This is a genomic window from Peribacillus sp. NPDC006672 (assembly GCF_050274955.1).
In the GTDB taxonomy this organism is placed as follows: domain Bacteria; phylum Bacillota; class Bacilli; order Bacillales; family DSM-1321; genus Peribacillus.
This window is the reverse complement of record NZ_JBNNOR010000010.1, coordinates 193,509-211,165: the sequence shown is the minus strand read 5'-3', so window position 1 is coordinate 211,165 and position 17,657 is coordinate 193,509. Positions and strand designations below refer to the sequence as shown.

The following is a 17,657-nucleotide window of genomic DNA, read 5'->3' as shown; positions in this document are numbered from 1 at the left end:
TCCTTTGGAACCACTACATCATAAATGGCCATATGAGGACTAAAAACCATAGACGTTTGTTTTTGAATCATCGTACTCACCCACATAAATTTATTTCCTTGATTATAAAACAAAAAAAGGTAGATTTCCTCAGAATAAACTGAGAAAATCTACCTCTATTGGCCCGAAGGGACTTTTTCAGTGCCCTCTGCCCTACAGGGTCTTTTTTTGTACAATGAAATGACTACAGGCAGAGGAGAACGGAAAAATGGCTAAAAAGCTCTTTACGACAAAAGAAATAGAGATATTGTCAACCAATCCATATGTGAAATCAGTCAGTACTATCTTTTTTACGGGAATAGCCAAAAGGCATATTTATCAACGTTTAAAGATGCATCTACTAATAAGATTCTGGCTTATCATGTCTCAGACCGCATTACCATGGATATCGCTACCGATACCCTTAACAAATTGAAGAAGAATAGGAAGATTAAGTTGGCTAAAGGTGCCTTTATCCACTCCGATCAGGGAACCCACTATACACACCCAGACTTTCAAACGTTAGTGAAGAAATATAAATTGGGCCAGTCTATGTCCAGAAGGGGTAATTGTTGGGACAATGCCCCACAAGAGTCATTTTTTGGCCATTTTAAGGACGAGGCTTATATAAAGCCATGCCAGACTTTAGAGGCGTTAAAAAGGGAAATAAAAGAGTATATGACTTATTACAACCAGTATAGATACCAGTGGGATTTAAAAAAGATGACCCCTGTTCAATACAGAGATCATCTTCTAGATCGGGACACCCTCCTTTCATTTGCAACATTCTTGCAGTACGTTCTTTAGAACAAAAGTTCATCTGGATTGCTTCCGAACCGCTCATTTTTATTCAAGGCATCTATTTGATTCATTTCGTTAAGGCTTAATGAAAAGTCAAATACCTGTGCATTTTCCTCTATACGGGACGGCGTAATCGATTTAGGTATTACGACGAGATTATTTTGCAGATGCCATCTAATTAACACTTGTGCTGAACTTTTCCCATGCTTCTTCGCTATATGATTAATTGTCGGCTCTTCCAAAAGATTTCCTCTGCCTAGGGGGCTCCATGATTCTACCTTGATTTCATGTTTTGCACAGTACTCACGAATTTCGACTTGAGTCAAAAGTGGATGCAATTCGATTTGATTGACGACCGGTTTCACTTCACTGTTTGCAAGTAAATTCTCCAAATGATGAACATGGAAATTACTTACACCGATTGATCTCACTTTTCCATTCTTATAAAGCTTTTCCAGCGCCTTCCAGGTTTCCAGATATTTATCTTTACCCGGCCAATGGATCAAGTATAAATCCAAATATTCCAAGCCAAGACGATTTAAACTATCATCAAATGCCTTGAGTGTCGCTTCGTATCCTTGCTCCGTATTCCACACTTTAGATGTAATGAACAATTTTTCACGAGGCACACCGCACTCCCGAATCGCCTGTCCAACTCCTTCTTCATTTTCATAAATAGCTGCCGTATCAATTGCACAATATCCTACTTCGATGGCTTTTTTGACGGACTCAACGGTTTCATTGCCGTTTTTAACTTTAAATACACCGAAACCCAACTGTGGCATTTGGACTCCATTATGTAAAGTGATCGTTTCCCCAATATTTGTAATCATTCAGTCATTCCCCCTTTACTTTTATTTACCAATTATACATCGACCGACCTTCTATTTCTAACCAAAAGCCTCTGGATTAAACGGCTTCTAAAATGAAACCGAACTCTTAAATATCCATTTATATATAACAAAATGAACAATTTCCCATTTAATCCTTCACCAAATTAAATATTTTGTAAAAAAATGACGAAACATCTATCCTTATAGATATAAAATTCGTTACAATTGAATAGCTGATTTAAAACCAAGTAAAAAAGAAGGTGCCATCTTTAAAGAATAATCAAACGTAAAACTTCCATTCTAATTAATGAAGAGTCGCAAATTGTCTTGTGCCAAATTCAATGGCCACAATCCAAAGTTACATTACATACTTGAAATTAAGGGAGTCTTCCATGTATGAATAGCATATTCATCTTAACCGCGCTAATTATTATTTTTGCTTTGGTCTTTGACTTTATCAATGGTTTCCATGATACGGCTAACGCCATCGCTACAGCAGTATCGACCAAGGCTCTAAAACCACGCCATGCAATCATCATGGCTGCGGTCATGAATTTATTAGGAGCGCTGACGTTTACTGGTGTAGCGCATACCATTACGAAGGATATCGTTGATCCCTTCACATTAAACAATGGCTCTTATGTTATCCTTGCTGCTCTTATTTCGGCAATAACATGGAATTTAATCACTTGGTATTTTGGCATTCCAAGCAGTTCATCCCATGCAATCATTGGTTCAATTGCGGGAGCTGCCATCGTGGCAAGTGGCTTCGATGCAATTAAATGGAGTGGATTCACTAAAATCATCCAGGCATTGATTCTTTCCCCTATCCTTGCCTTTACGCTTGGATTCATTGTGTACAGTATCTTCAAGGTGATTTTTAAAAATAATAATTTAGGAAAGACCAATAAGCGGTTCAGGAGAATACAAATTCTCACGGCCGCCATCCAGTCTTATACACACGGAACGAATGATGCTCAAAAATCCATGGGTATCATCACGATGGCATTAATCGCTAACGGATATACCTCTAACTCGGAAGTCCCTTTCTGGGTACAATTATCCTGCGCAATAGCCATGGCGCTTGGTACATCAATCGGAGGCTGGAAAATCATCAAAACGGTTGGCGGTAAAATCATGAAAATACGGCCGGTAAATGGGGTTGCTGCAGATATGACTGGTGCAGCCATCATTTTTGGTGCCACCTTCCTGCATATGCCGGTCAGTACGACACATGTCATTTCTTCTTCCATACTTGGGGTCGGTTCTGCACACCGCATTAAAGGGGTAAAATGGGGAACAGCTAAAAGCATGTTGATCACTTGGTTCATTACCTTGCCGATTTCCGCTTCATTAGCTGGAATTATTTATTATTTCATTGCTTTATTTTTATAAAACCTTGAGTCTTTCCATATCGGAAAGGCTTTTTTCTACGGTTGCAAGTGTAACTGTTTACCATTTTTTACTTATCCTTGTTTTTGTATGTAAAGTTTTATTAAGATTTTGTAAATTTTCGTCGAAAAACCTTCCCTGAAACTACATGAATTCGTTACAATCAATTTGTTAATACTAAGCGTACGACTAAAAGTGCGCAAATTTGCATGACTAATTGGGAGGCTTTAACATGGCTTTTAAATCAAAAAAAGACAAATTCGCAGTAATGCTTTTCAACATCGCTCAAAACCTTAAAGAAGGTGCTGACTATTTCGCGGATTATAAACTGAAAAACATCTCCGATCTAAAAGTATTTTCAGATACGATGAAAGACTATGAGCATAAAGGCGATTCAATGGTTCATAACGTGATTAAAGAGCTGAACAATGCCTTCATCACTCCTATCGAGCGCGAGGATATCCTTGAATTAACCATGAGAATGGATGATGTCATAGACGGTTTGGAACACTGTTCCGCATTATTCGAAATGTACTCAATTGTCAATGCAGATGAGTATATGCTTAAGTTTGTGGATGCAATCAAAGAGTGTACATACGAGATTGAAATAGCTGTCGATACACTATCCACAAAAAAATTGCCAATGATTCGTGAAAATGCAATCAAAATTAAAGATCTTGAATCCGTTTGTGACGGAATCCAACGTCAATCGATCAAAAACTTGTTTACGGTAGAAAAAGATCCAATCAGGATCATTCAATATAAAGAAATTTACGAAAGCCTTGAAGACATCGCAGATCATTGTCAAGCAGTGGCCAATACACTTGAAACAATCATAATGAAAAACGCCTAAGGAGTACCAATAAATGGATACTTTATTAATTTTAACAATATTAATCGTTTTCTTTGCTTTAGCATTTGACTTTATCAATGGTTTCCATGATACAGCCAATGCAATAGCGACTGCTGTTTCAACAAAGGCCATGAAGCCTCGGCATGCCATCATCATGGCGGCCATCATGAATTTCGTCGGAGCCATGACATTTACTGGGGTGGCAAAGACAATAACGAAGGATATCGTGGATCCGTTCACGCTTCCGAATGGTTCATATGTAATATTGGCAGCTCTGCTCGCCGCAATCATATGGAATCTTCTTACCTGGTATTACGGAATACCAAGCAGTTCCTCCCACGCATTGATCGGTTCGATTGCAGGTGCGGCAATTGCTGCAGCAGGATTCGCCGGCATTAAATGGGAAGGATTCTTGAAAATTCTTCAAGCTTTGATCTTCTCCCCGTTAATTGCTTTTGCAATCGGGTTTATCGTATACAGCATCTTTAAAGTCGTCTTTAAAAACAATAACCTGACAAAAACAAACCAAAAGTTCCGTACTATACAGATTGCTACTGCAGCGCTTCAATCATATACCCACGGAACGAACGACGCCCAAAAAGCGATGGGTATCATCACGATGGCCCTTATTGCAAATGGGTATGCAAACAGTTCTGACATCCCCTTCTGGGTTCAATTTTCCTGTGCGTTAGCGATGGGGCTTGGAACTTCCGTTGGCGGATGGAAAATCATTAAAACAGTTGGCGGTAAGATTATGAAAATCCGCCCTGTCAATGGTGTTGCAGCGGATTTAACCGGAGCCTTAATCATTTTTGGCGCGACCGTGATACACTTGCCAGTAAGTACGACCCATGTTATTTCTTCTTCGATTCTTGGAGTTGGTTCAGCCCACCGTGTGAAGGGTGTAAAATGGGGAACGGCTAAAAAAATGATTATTACCTGGTTCATTACCATTCCTATCTCGGCAACACTAGCAGGTTTGATTTATCGTTTGATTAATTTTCTATTCTAATATAAAAAAATCCCTTCCGGTTCCCATCGGTAGGGATTTTTTGTTTTCATCCAAAAAGCATCTTTGTAATTTAAGGATTTATCAATGCTTATTCATAAGAAATCGTATAAAATTCAAGGAGAAGGAATTTTTTTAAGCGAGGGGCAAAATAAATATGAAGGAATTCGAAAAAAATAGAGATATTTTTAAAGACCTTTATGGAGATATGATGGAGTTTGCCGATAGAGTCAGTTCTGTTTTAGGTTGCCCCATTACAATCGAGGACGGTAACCACCGCTTACTTGCATATAGCACACATGATGATACTACGGATCAGGCTCGTATCATGACCATTATCGGAAGACGTGTACCCGAAAAGGTCATCAACAGTTTATGGAAAGATGGTTTCATCCCAGCTTTATTGAAAGAAAATGCCCCCATTAAAATAGGGGCCATCAATGATGTTGGTCTAGGTAACAGGGCTGCGGTTTCCATTCGGAAAAATAATGAAGTCCTTGGATTCATTTGGGCCTTGGAAGTCAATGAACCTTTCTCCGGAGAAGATATGGAATTCCTGCAATTCGCTGCCAAGGAAGCAAAAAACCAATTACAGCAATTGCAATTGAAAAAGAAAAGGAAAGAAGCGGGGCATCAAGAGTTCCTTTGGCGCATGTTGACTGGACACTACCAAGAAGAATCTGAAATAAATGAAAATTTCACGAAATTCTCCATCCATGTTCCCGTAGTTTTTTCCATTTTGGTATTCGAATTTCCTAAAGAGATCAATCGCGAAGTGGAACGCTACATTTCATACATGTTAACGACTACGCAAAAGATAAACAGTTCCTTATTTGCCATTGACCATAACAAGCTCATTCTTTTCGCAGGAGCCAACCAGGAAAATAGCCCTTCTTTCACTGCATCGATTTATGAATTCATTCCTTTTTTCATACTGGAAATGAAACGGCGTTTCGGAGTTGAGCATATCCTTGGAACGGCTGGCAATATGTATAAAAACTTAATGGATGTTAAATCAAGTTACGAAGAAGCACAATACACCCTGAAAATGAAGAATATTTTCCCTGATGACATGAAGCTCATTTTACATTATGAAGAACTTGGAATGTTTCAAATGATTGAAGCGCTCGCAAGCAACAAACAACGTCATGTTCATCCTTCCATATTGAAGCTAAAAGCATACGACATGAAAAACCAGACGGAATTGCTGCAGACACTCACTGTCTACCTAGAGAAAGACTGCAACCCAAATGAAGCTTCTAGAAATCTTCATATCCATGTGAATACATTGAATTACCGATTAAAACGAATCTCAGAAGTGGGAAACATCCGGTTAAAGGACCCCATTCAAAAAATGTCCCTGTTTCTTAACATAAAACTTGAACAATATGATGAATTTTTCAAGAAAAATTAATGATATATTCCTTGATATGGAGTTGATCATATGAAACTTGAAACAAAAGAAGAACTTGAAAAAGAATTAAAGATCATAGAAAAATGGGAAAAGGATCAGAAAGGGCTATGGTTTTGGGAACGGATTGGGCGAATCCCCTTCAAACTATTGGACAAATTGACACCGGATTTCATTCAGAAAAAATTGGGTGTCATGCTTGATGAAATCGGCAGCTACATTCAGAACGGCGGAAAATATCTAACGAAAGAAGCTCATATTCTAAGTCAGCTACAGGCCAAGAATCCCGAGGTGAATATTACTGCCCTGGAAGATGTTTCAGGCATCCCCCTCCATACCATGGATAGCGTGAGTCAAGAAATTAAAAATTCAGGCAGCAAATTGGCAACGGTTCAAGGCGCCACTACCGGTATTGGCGGAATCTTCACCATAGCCATCGACATCCCGCTTCTTCTCGGCATGTCGATCAAAACACTTCAGGATATCGCCATCACTTATGGCTTCAATCCAAGTGACCGTCAAGAGCGTATTTTCATCGTCAAATGTCTGCAATTCACAACTTCGGATGTTGTCGGCAAAAAGGCCCTATTAAATGAATTGTCGAAAATGAACCTGCCTGATTCAGAATCAAAAAGGGAAATGGCATCCGAGCTGCAAGGATGGCGAGAAGTCGTTTATACATATCGTGATCAGTTTGGCTGGAAAAAGCTTCTGCAAATGGTTCCGGTTGCTGGAATTATCTTTGGTGCCCTGACCAATCGTTCCATGATTGCCGATATGGCCGATACGGGAATCATGCTTTATAAGAAAAGACGAATTTTAGAGCGCATTCAAGAACCTATAGCAAAGAATTAGAATTCAGCGTTATATTTTCTCACGTTTATAATTTGAATCAAGTACCTTGGTACTAGGTAAGTCCATCTTTTTTGAAACTGCATTTGTGGAATTCCACAAATACACCTTTTTCATTTATCTGATTTCCACATACTAACTGTTTCTTTTTCCAACTATACTTGAGATACAAATAGTAAAACATATTATTGGAGGGATTAAGATGAGAATAGGAATTCCAAAAGAGATTAAAAACAATGAAAACCGTGTAGCTATCACTCCAGCTGGGGTTGTAGCATTAGTCAATGCGGGGCATGAAGTATTAATCGAAATGAACGCAGGTCTAGGAAGCAGTTTTACAAATGAATCATACCAAGAAGCTGGCGCTGTTATAGTCGAGGACGCTGCAAGCGTTTGGTCAAGCACAGAAATGATCATGAAAGTAAAAGAACCTATCTCATCTGAATATAAATATTTCCGAAAGGATTTAATCCTTTTCACATATTTGCATCTTGCGGCTGAACCCGCACTAGCTCAGGCCCTAAAAGAAAGCGGTGTCTTGGCCATTGCTTATGAAACAGTTGCAGTGAACCGCACACTACCTTTATTGACACCAATGAGTGAAGTGGCTGGACGCATGGCTGCACAAATCGGTGCTCAGTTCCTTGAAAAAAATTACGGTGGCAAAGGAATCCTCTTAAGCGGAGTTCCTGGAGTGAAACGTGGTAAAGTCGCTATTGTCGGCGGAGGTATGGTTGGAACGAATGCAGCTAAAATCGCTATTGGATTAGGCGCAGATGTTACCATTCTTGACTTAAGCCCTGACCGCCTTCGTCAACTTGATGATATTTTCGGAAATGAACTGACTACACTCATCTCCAATCCTTATAATATTGCAGAAGCAGTCAAAGATGCTGATTTAGTAATCGGTGCTGTATTGATTCCAGGTGCTAAAGCGCCTAAACTCGTTACAGAAGAAATGGTTAAATCGATGTCCCCAGGTTCAGTCATTGTCGATGTTGCAATCGATCAAGGCGGTATCTTTGAAACGGTTGACCACATAACAACACATGATAACCCTACTTATGTTAAACATGGAGTAGTGCATTACGCAGTAGCGAATATGCCAGGAGCGGTGCCACAAACCTCTACAGTTGCTTTAACTAACGTAACAGTACCATTTGCACTGCAAATCGCAAACAAAGGTGCAATCAAAGCGATCCTTGAAAATAATGCACTTGCAAAAGGCGTCAACGTGGCAAACGGTGAAATCACGTTCGAAGCAGTTGCAACAGACCTAGGCTACAATTACGTAAGTGTTGATAACGCATTAAACCCAAATAACATTAACGCTTAATATAAAATAAGAGTCCAGACACACATCGTGTCTGGACTCTTATTTTTTGGACGGGACTCCCCTTAAGGATGTCCCTATTCGTACAAAATTTTTAATAAGTTGGATTTTCCTTCGTTTCGGTCGATTTATCTGGATGAAGGTCGGAATTTTTAATGCAAATTAAGATTGATGTTATACTAATCAACCATAATAGACTATTCCTCTAGTCTGCGAAAATTTTCCCGGGATTCATTATTCCTTTAGGGTCCAATGCCTTTTTGATGGTTTTCATCACTTCATAAGCTGCGCCATGTTCCCTTCGCTGATACTTTGATTTTCCAAGGCCGACTCCATGTTCACCAGTACATGTACCGCCTTTCGTTAACGCATATTCAACGATTTCTTCATTTAACCTCTTCGCTTCATTAACTTCTTCAGGATTATTTAGATCGATCATGAACAACACATGATAATTCCCGTCACCTACATGTCCTACAATCGCTCCCTCCACTTTTGATTGTTCGACTTTCTCCCTTGTATCCAATATGGCATTCGATAATTCATTAAGTGGCACACTTACGTCGGTCACCATCAGTTTCTTACCAGGGGCACTGTGAATGAATGCATACGCGAGATTATGGCGGGCTTCCCAAAGTGCATTCCGTGCTTTTGAATCCGTTTCAAACTGAATATCCCCACTTCCAAAATCACTTACGATTTCCTTGGCAAATTTGACGTCCTGTTCCAGTCCTGCAAAATTACCATGAAACTCCAGGAATAAAGTTGGTTTGACATCATAGGATTTGTCCATGAATTGATTAACTTTTTTTATGGACTCGGCATCAACTAATTCAATTCGTGCAATCGGGATTCCAGCAAGCATGATTCCCTTAACCGCAGATACAGCCTGTTCTACGGTTGGAAATGAGGCTCTTCCTGCCATGGTGACTTCAGGAATGCCGTATACCTTTAATGTCAGTTCAGTAAATACACCTAGCGTACCTTCCGAGCCGACAAACAAGCCATTCAAATGAATGCCTGAAGATGATTTTGTCGCTAAACTTCCGGAATGGATCACTTCACCGTTTGCTAAAACCACTTCCAAATTCCTGACTTGATCGCGCATAATCCCATATTTGACCGAGGTCGTCCCACTTGCATTCGTAGCTGCCATCCCTCCCATTGTTGCATCTGCGCCAGGATCGACGGAAAAGAACAAACCGTATTTTTTTAATTCTTTATTGAGGTGCGTCCTTGTCACACCTGGCTGAACCTTCACAAGGAAATCATTTTCCCTGATTTCCAATACTTGATTCATCAATGACAAATCCAGGGAAATCCCCCCTTTGACCGGAACGACATGCCCCTCCAAACTTGATCCTAATCCAAAAGGAATGACCGGTATTTCATGCTCATTCGCATAACGCACGACTGCACTGACTTCCGCAGTATCTCTTGGGTATATGACCATATCCGGTAAATGCGGAGTATGATATGATTCGTCATGGCTGTGCTGTTCCAATAAAGTCTTATTCACTGTTACTTGTTCTTCCGTCAGTATCTTCCTTAGATCCTCTATATAGCCATTCATTCTGCATCTCCCTCTCTTTCACTAAACATTCTGATAATAACATGTAAAAAAGGAGATTGCCCGCTTGGAGGCAATCCAGCCTTCTTTACTTGCCAAACCCTTTCGTTTTATCCGTGCAGGCCTTCATTGCTTGTAAAATGCTGGATCTAAGCTGATTCTTCTCTAAAGACGCTACTGCGGATATCGTTGAACCACCCGGGGTGCAGACATCATCCTTTAAAGAGGCTGGATGTCTTTCCGTTTCAAGTACCATTTTAGCAGCTCCCATTACAGCCTGTGCTGCCATTCGATATGCTTGTTTCCGTGGTATGCCATCACGGACCCCTCCATCTGCTAGTGCTTCGATGAGCATGTAAACATAAGCAGGTGACGAACCGCTGATGGCTGGTACAGCATCCATCAAATCTTCATGCAGGATTTCCGTTTTACCGAAGCTATTCAGCAGTGCAGTCACATCCTCTATATCAGCACCCGTAATTTCATCATTAATGCTCATAGCCGTCATGCCTTCACCGACAAGCGAAGGGGTGTTTGGCATCGTCCGGATAACCTTCACTCTTTTTCCGAAGCTATTCTCAACTAGAGATATAGTGATTCCAGCTGCCATTGTAATGATCACAGCGTCATCTTTAACATGGTTCTTCATTTCTTCAAGCACTTGCTTATGCATGGAAGGTTGAATCCCTAGAAACAGAAAATCGGCAAAACCGGCAACTTCTTTATTCTCCAAAGTTCCTTTAACCTTATATTTCATGGTGATTTTAGTTTTAGTTTCGACACTCGCTGTACTGACCATGATTCCATCAGGGGAAATGACCTCTGCATGCAACATGCCCTCAAGCATTGCTTCCCCCATTTTACCGCATCCAATAAACCCGATTTTTTTATTCATATCTTACACTTCCAATCATAAGTTCATCTATATTCCTTCTTATTATATCGGATATGGTAAATGGAAACACACTTGCGGGTATTAAGTCAGGAAGGATTTAGTGGTTTCTGGTCGAATTACTAATATGATATGAATGAAACTACCTTTATATTAAAGAACTCACTCCTTCATGCAACATTTTTTGCAAAAAAAATGTTGACTAATTGGTCACTTCAGATTTATAATTTTGACCTACTAGTCACAACCTAATAAATGAATATAGATTAAGGAATGGAGAAATAGTATGCAAATTGAGAAAAAAGCGGTCAATACCAAGCTTGTCTTAACAGGATTGATCATTGGAATGTTTTTCAGTTCATTGGAACAGACGATTGTCGGGACGGCAATGCCGACAATAATCGGGGAATTGAATGGTTTTACCATCTTTGCATGGGTAACGACTGCCTATTTAATAGCCTCAACGACAGTTGTACCGATTGTTGGAAAGCTATCTGATTTATATGGCAGACGTTCCCTTTATCTGCTTGGTACGATCATTTTTACTATCGGTTCGTTTTTATGTGCCACTGCCACTTCGATGGAGCAATTGATCATCTACAGGGGTTTGCAGGGAATCGGCGGCGGAATGATCATGCCCTTGTCCCAAACGATAATCGGCGATATATTCTCTGCGGAACAAAGGGCCAAATGGCAGGGTGTATTTGGAGCCCTTTTTGGTTTAAGTTCTGTCATAGGTCCTTTTCTGGGCGGCCTGATCGTTGACCATATCAGCTGGCATTGGATTTTTCTGATCAATGTACCGACGGGCTTATTATCTGCCATTTTGATTTATCTCGGCTTGAAACATGAAGGCATTCGAAAATCTGAGAAAGTGAATATCGATTATCTTGGTATTTTCACCTTGATTCCTGGTATTGTCCTGTTATTATTGGGCTTAACATTCGGTGGTGATAAGTTCGAATGGAAATCACTTGAATCTCTCTTGATTTTCGGCAGCACCCTCGTCTTCATTACCCTATTCATTATTTTTGAAAGAAAAGCAGTTGAACCGATCCTTGATTTATCCCTCTTTAAAAATAGAGTTTTTGCCACCACGAATATTTTGGGATTCTTGCTGGGCCTTGGCATGTTCGGGGCAATCATGTTCGTCCCACTGTTCATGCAAGGCGTACTGGGAGTTTCACCGACAAAAGCGGGATCAACCATGACTCCGATGATGATTGGTATGATTCTTTCCAGCGTCATTGGCGGGCGGTTACTGTTGAAATTCCGATTTCGTACCGTGCTTACCTTTGGAATGGCCTTTGCGACGCTCGGCTTCTTCCTAATGAGTACGATGGACGATAGTACGACTATTTTCACTGCTTACTCATTCATGGCTGTCCTTGGGATCGGAATGGGTCTTGTCATGCCGACATTGATGATTGCCGTTCAAAATGAATTTCCAAAATCACAGCTAGGGTCTGTTACAGCGGCTTCGACCTTCTTCCGATCAATAGGAGGTACGATGGGCATCACAATTTTGAATGCCGTCATGAACCATAATCTTCAGCAAAATATGGATGATGCGGTCGTAAGTCAAAAGAACCCTGTATTGCATGAGGCACTGAAAGCATTAGCCGATAAAACGGATAAGTTATTCAACATCATGCTTTATCCTGAACACCTTAAAATGCCGGCAGAGGTCAGCAATGTCCTTTTAAAAGCAATTGAAAATGCTTGGATTGATGCATTTTCCAGTGTTTTCGTCACAGGTATCTTTTTTGTTTCCGCCGGAATATTAGTGGCACTTTCCGTGGGTTCGGGCCGAATCAAAAAAGATCAAGAAACGGAAAAAGAATTAGGTTAAAAATATGCCCGGGACCGGCTGATTATATCAGCCGGCCTTTTTAATTTCCCCACATTCCTATGTTTCTTTTTCATCGATAAGGGAAATTTACCTGTAAGAGACTAAATGGAGTGATACTATGAACATGATAAACCATTCGATTTTGCCTGCGGACTTTTATCAGCAGCCCACGCTTGAACTGGCAAAATCCCTTCTTGGCTGCCTGATTGTAAAAGAAACTGCGGATGGAACCGCTTCTGGATTCATTGTTGAAACAGAGGCTTATATGGGACCTGTGGACAGGGCCGCACATAGTTTTGGAAATAGAAGGACTAAACGGACGGAAGTGATGTTCGGTGAGTCCGGTTTAATTTATACATACGTCATGCACACACATACACTGGTCAATGTCGTAAGCGGCGGGCCTGAAAATCCGGAGGCCATTTTAATCCGGGCGGTTGAACCCTATTCAGGATTTCAGTTAATGCATGAAAGACGCGGGATTGCCGATATTCATAAATGGACCGATGGACCTGGGAAGCTAACCAAGGCACTGGGCATCACCATGGATGATTATGGTCGGTCCTTTACTAATCCTCCTCTATATCTTGCTGCCGGAAAGCAACCTGAACACATCTCTAGCGGGCCCCGCGTCGGAATTGATAACTCCGGGGAAGCAAAAGATTATCCGTGGCGTTTTTGGGTTACCGGCAACCCCTTCATATCCCGCAAGAACCTAATTAAAAAAGGATGACCGGAAAATCTCGGTGATGAAATCCCCTCTAAGTGAATGGTGTAAAAGGCTACAGGTATTCTGTGGATGTTACCCTAACACTTTGAGGGGATTTTACTATGTTCATAAGATATCACTTCTTAGTAAAAGACAATCGATTTTACTAAGAGGAGTAATTTCTACCAGTCGGAGAGTTCTTTCCCAGACGGTCTGATTAATGGGCAGCGGGGAAAAGCCGAAAAAATAATGGGCTCCTCATCTCGAAATCCATTTCAAAAGGTTGTGGATGAAAGCACTGTGAATGTATGTAGAGTCAGTCGATGACACATAAGGAACAAAGTGTTAGTTGAAGTAATTACTAATCCTTCTTTTATTAGTGACAACTAATAACTTGTCACAATTCCGTCTCCTTTTTCTTCTTTCAAAATAATTCGTTACATTACAATTAAATTTATTTACAATTTTCGCCTAAACATTCAACTTCCAGCCTATTACATCAATAATAATTAATTGACTTCCTTATATTACGAATCTAATATAGTTAAGTCAGCAACATGGAAGGTGGTTTATGATGAACGTTCAGGCCCTTTTGCAAATGAATACAATTTTTATTAGTATCCTAATTGAATCCCTTCCCTTCATTCTTCTGGGAGTCCTTATATCTGGAATCATCCAAATGTTTGTGTCAGAAGAAATGATCGCAAGGATTATACCGAAAAATCCGATTTTATCAGTTCTATACGCAATAGGTGCAGGGGTCTTTTTTCTTGCATGTGAATGCGGGATCGTCCCGATTACCCGCCGGTTGATTGCTAAAGGGGTTCCTCTTTCAGCGGCCATTGCCTTTATGCTTTCTGCGCCTATTCTGAATCCGATCGTCCTGTTTTCCACCTATATTGCGTTTGGTAATAGCTGGAGCATGGTTTTCTATCGTGGCGGCATTGCATTAGTGGTCGTCTTGATCATTGCATGCATCCTATCGTTTCAATTTAAGACAAATCAGCTTAAACAGGAACTAATCGAACATACACATCACAATAAACATACATTTAAAGACAAGATAACGGGGATGTTTAAACACTCGATTGAAGAGTTCTTTTCTGTTGGAAAGTACCTAATCATTGGTGCACTTCTGGCAGCTGCCATTCAAACCTTTTTGAAAACATCCCTATTGCTAGAAATTGGTCAAGGTAAATTATCCGGGAATGTAGTCATGATGGCTTTGTCTTATGTCATGTCCTTGTGTTCACAAGCAGACGCCTTTGTTGTAAGTTCTTTTAGAAGTACCTTCTCGCCCTCTTCACTAGTTGCTTTTCTTGTATTTGGGGCCATGTTTGATATTAAAAATACGATCATGCTTTTAGGTACATTCAAAACAAAATTCGTATTATGTTTGATGGCTTATATATTTATTTCCGTCCTGGGTTTAACTTTATTGTTTATTTCTTAAAGAGGGTGTTTTATATGGGAAGATTATTCATATTACTTGGACTTACATTTTTATTCATGCATCTACACGCCTCAGGGAATATATCGAAATACATTAATATGGAATATTCTTATGTTTCACAGATTGCTATCTATGTACTGGCTGTTTTCACTTTGATGGGATCTTACTTATATTTTAAAGAAGGAAATCAAGAAGAGTGTGAAGATTGTCAGTGCGGTCATGATCACTCCCATGAAAACAAGAAATGGAAAAAAAACCTTACTTACACGCTATTTTTAATTCCCATTTTAACCGGCCTCTTTTTGCCTGTTGCCACAATGGACTCCAATATCGTAGAAAAAAAAGGATTTCATTTCCCCGTGTATGATGACTCAGATGAATATAGCCAGCATCAATTTCTGCAGCCGGATACGAGTCTTTATTATGGCAAGGATGACTATTTAACTTTAATGGATCACTCGCTCAAAAGCTTGGTCGATCGTGATAGTCTTCATTTAACCGATGAAAACTATCTTACCGATTTAGAAGCCATCTATTACTCCCCTGGAAAGTTCACCGGTAAACAAATTACTTTAACCGGATTTTCGTACAATTCAGATGAGCTAGCCAAAAACCAGGTATTCCTGTTTCGTTTTGGGGTCATTCATTGTGTCGCAGACTCTGGGGTATTCGGTATGCTAATCGAATTTCCTGAAGGAATGCATCCTAAAAATGATGAGTGGTATTCCGTGACGGGTGAATTGGAATCCATTTATTATCAGCCGTTTAAGAAAACCATTCCCATACTCAAAGTATCATCACATAGCAAAATCGTTGAACCTGATGATCCCTACGTTTATAGACAATATTAAAAAATTAATCAAGGAAAGGTAAGGATATGTATTCTTACCTTTCTTTTTAATTACCCGGCCCTAAACTTCCATTTTATGCAACGAACTTCAAGGAGAATTGTTATCCATTCCTACGGCCATATCCTGTATTTTTGAAACTATCTTTGAACCACCCCAACCTACTTTCTTCAATTAATATAATCTGAATGTGCCCTATTTCATTGCATTTGAATCCCACTCGAGGTGACTAGACCACATTTACCTGCAACAGGATAACCTGAAAAAGGCGAATTTCATTTATTTTCTGAATGAACTTTTTTTTATATTGTCATGTTTTTTATATTTCATAGCCTTATAATATAAATGCTACATATTTTTTTACCACATCAGGAGGAACTTTCCTAAATGAACAATTCGAAAAACTCTTTTATTCTTGCAGGAACTATTATAGGTACCCTTGTGGCAGGAACTTCTGCTTATGCTGGTTCTTATCAAGTCAAATCAGGGGACACCCTTGATAAAATTTCTAAAGCTAATAATACAACTGTCCAAGAGTTAAAATCTCAAAACCATTTGACCAGTTCCCTTATTTTTCCCGGCCAGGTCTTGAAGGTCAATAGCCTTAACAACCATACAGATAAAAATATAGACAAAACCGAAAAATATGTGGTTAAACTGGGGGATACTTTATCTAAAATTGCTAAAAGATATAACCTTTCCCTTAGTGCTTTGCTTAAATTAAACACTAATATTTCTAATTCTGATCGTATTTATATTGGACAATCCATCCGTGTTTCCGGACAAGCTCCTGCATCTAGCTCTACGGCTAAAAACAGTAATTCAAGTGATACATACACAGTCAAATCAGGGGACACCCTAGACAAAATTGCTAGGGTCAATAATATGACTATCCAACAATTAAAGTCTAAAAACAATTTGACTAGTACTCTTATTTTTCCCGGACAAGTTTTGAAGGTTAATACCCTTAACAACTATACGAATAATAGTAAAAATACAACAGAAGTTTATGTGGTTAAACTAGGGGATTCCTTATCGACCATCGCTAACAGATATAATCTTTCCCTTAGTGCCTTACTTAAAATAAACCCTAATATTTCTAATTCAGATCGTATTCGTATAGGCCAATCCATCCGTGTTTCCGGGAAAGCATCTGCATCTGCAACTAAAAACCCGTCCAAATTGTCTTATTCTGCCAAAGCGGATCAAGTTTTGGCTGCCGGCGCAAAATATCTAGGAGCCAAGTATGTTTACGGTGCGAGCACTTCACGTACTGACATATTTGATTGCTCTTCATTCACATTAAGAGCGTTCCAAAGTGCAGGTATTTCCTTGCCTCGAAATTCAGTGGCACAATCACAGGCTGGTACGGCTGTATCTCTGAAAGCCCTTCAAAAAGGGGATTTAGTGTTTTTTGATACCAATAATAATGGTGTAATTAATCATGTAGGAATTTATGCCGGAAACGGTCAAATGCTGAATGCTTCCACATCCAAAGGTGTTTCCTACGCTAACATTAACAATTCTTACTGGGGACCTAGTTTTGTAAATGCTGTCCGTGTTATTAACTAAATGATGATGGCAATAACTATTGTTGGTTAAACATTCACTTAAAAAAAGTTTATAACAAATGGAAAAAGCGTGTTTTGATAAAAAGATCAAACACGCTTTTTTGATCCAACATTACCATTTATCACCGGTTACAAACGTTCAATCAATCGCTGTCAATTGTCAACGGAGGAAGCTGTTAAAGCCCAGAAGAGTGATTTCTGAACACTGGCTTTCAGCACGTACCAGTTGATTCAAAGTAATCATTTCAAGTTGATCTCGC

General features: G+C 39.7%; 14 protein-coding genes and 1 pseudogene. 12 read left to right on the top strand and 3 right to left on the bottom strand.

Annotated features, from left to right (window positions below):
• Window positions 1-321 precede the first annotated feature (321 nt).
• Window positions 322-825 (top strand): annotated as a pseudogene (locus ACQKKK_RS17915) (IS3 family transposase); the annotation flags it as partial.
• Here the strand turns inward: ACQKKK_RS17915 and ACQKKK_RS17910 are convergent.
• Window positions 822-1,652, bottom strand: a complete 831-nt coding sequence (locus ACQKKK_RS17910) for an aldo/keto reductase (RefSeq protein WP_427617810.1) — start codon at window positions 1,650-1,652, stop codon at window positions 822-824. The pseudogene ACQKKK_RS17915 and the gene ACQKKK_RS17910 sit on opposite strands and share 4 nt — an antisense overlap.
• A gap of 396 nt (window positions 1,653-2,048) precedes the next feature.
• On the opposite strand from ACQKKK_RS17910, the gene ACQKKK_RS17905 reads away from it, so the two are divergent.
• From ACQKKK_RS17905 to ald, 6 genes are all read left to right on the top strand, one after another.
• Window positions 2,049-3,047, top strand: a complete 999-nt coding sequence (locus ACQKKK_RS17905; RefSeq protein ID WP_427617808.1) for an inorganic phosphate transporter — start codon at window positions 2,049-2,051, stop codon at window positions 3,045-3,047.
• Between the two features lie 229 nt (window positions 3,048-3,276).
• Complete coding sequence (locus ACQKKK_RS17900; protein ID WP_427617806.1) at window positions 3,277-3,897, top strand: DUF47 domain-containing protein; 621 nt, start codon at window positions 3,277-3,279, stop codon at window positions 3,895-3,897.
• A 13-nt stretch (window positions 3,898-3,910) separates the two neighbouring features.
• Window positions 3,911-4,909 carry an inorganic phosphate transporter gene (locus ACQKKK_RS17895; protein WP_427617804.1) on the top strand — a complete coding sequence of 333 codons (999 nt, stop codon included), beginning with the start codon at window positions 3,911-3,913 and terminating at the stop codon, window positions 4,907-4,909.
• 154 nt (window positions 4,910-5,063) lie between these two features.
• Window positions 5,064-6,320 (top strand): PucR family transcriptional regulator, encoded by a 1,257-nt coding sequence (locus ACQKKK_RS17890; protein WP_427617802.1) that lies wholly within the window; start codon window positions 5,064-5,066, stop codon window positions 6,318-6,320.
• Window positions 6,321-6,350: 30 nt separating this feature from the next.
• Window positions 6,351-7,172: an EcsC family protein gene (locus ACQKKK_RS17885; RefSeq protein ID WP_427617800.1), complete on the top strand. Its 822-nt coding sequence runs from the start codon at window positions 6,351-6,353 to the stop codon at window positions 7,170-7,172.
• A 199-nt stretch (window positions 7,173-7,371) separates the two neighbouring features.
• Window positions 7,372-8,505 carry an alanine dehydrogenase gene (gene ald, locus ACQKKK_RS17880; protein WP_427617798.1) on the top strand — a complete coding sequence of 378 codons (1,134 nt, stop codon included), beginning with the start codon at window positions 7,372-7,374 and terminating at the stop codon, window positions 8,503-8,505.
• Between the two features lie 202 nt (window positions 8,506-8,707).
• On the opposite strand, the gene ACQKKK_RS17875 is transcribed toward ald, so the two are convergent.
• Complete coding sequence (locus tag ACQKKK_RS17875; RefSeq protein ID WP_427617797.1) at window positions 8,708-10,075, bottom strand: FAD-binding oxidoreductase; 1,368 nt, start codon at window positions 10,073-10,075, stop codon at window positions 8,708-8,710.
• Window positions 10,076-10,160: 85 nt separating this feature from the next.
• Window positions 10,161-10,967, bottom strand: a complete 807-nt coding sequence (proC, locus tag ACQKKK_RS17870) for a pyrroline-5-carboxylate reductase (RefSeq protein ID WP_427617795.1) — start codon at window positions 10,965-10,967, stop codon at window positions 10,161-10,163.
• Between the two features lie 283 nt (window positions 10,968-11,250).
• Here proC and ACQKKK_RS17865 point away from each other — a divergent pair, with 283 nt between their 5' ends.
• The 5 genes from ACQKKK_RS17865 to ACQKKK_RS17845 all read left to right on the top strand — a co-directional run bounded on the left by ACQKKK_RS17865 (window position 11,251) and on the right by ACQKKK_RS17845 (window position 17,398).
• Window positions 11,251-12,816 (top strand): MDR family MFS transporter, encoded by a 1,566-nt coding sequence (locus tag ACQKKK_RS17865; RefSeq protein WP_427617793.1) that lies wholly within the window; start codon window positions 11,251-11,253, stop codon window positions 12,814-12,816.
• Between the two features lie 124 nt (window positions 12,817-12,940).
• Complete coding sequence (locus tag ACQKKK_RS17860) at window positions 12,941-13,549, top strand: DNA-3-methyladenine glycosylase (protein WP_427617842.1); 609 nt, start codon at window positions 12,941-12,943, stop codon at window positions 13,547-13,549.
• Window positions 13,550-14,096: 547 nt separating this feature from the next.
• Window positions 14,097-14,978, top strand: coding sequence for a permease (locus ACQKKK_RS17855; RefSeq protein WP_427617791.1), 882 nt, complete (start codon window positions 14,097-14,099; stop codon window positions 14,976-14,978).
• Window positions 14,979-14,992: 14 nt separating this feature from the next.
• On the top strand, window positions 14,993-15,829 hold the full coding sequence (locus ACQKKK_RS17850; RefSeq protein WP_427617789.1) for a TIGR03943 family putative permease subunit: 837 nt from the start codon (window positions 14,993-14,995) through the stop codon (window positions 15,827-15,829).
• Between the two features lie 384 nt (window positions 15,830-16,213).
• Window positions 16,214-17,398, top strand: coding sequence for a LysM peptidoglycan-binding domain-containing protein (locus ACQKKK_RS17845; RefSeq protein WP_427617787.1), 1,185 nt, complete (start codon window positions 16,214-16,216; stop codon window positions 17,396-17,398).
• Window positions 17,399-17,657: the final 259 nt, after the last annotated feature.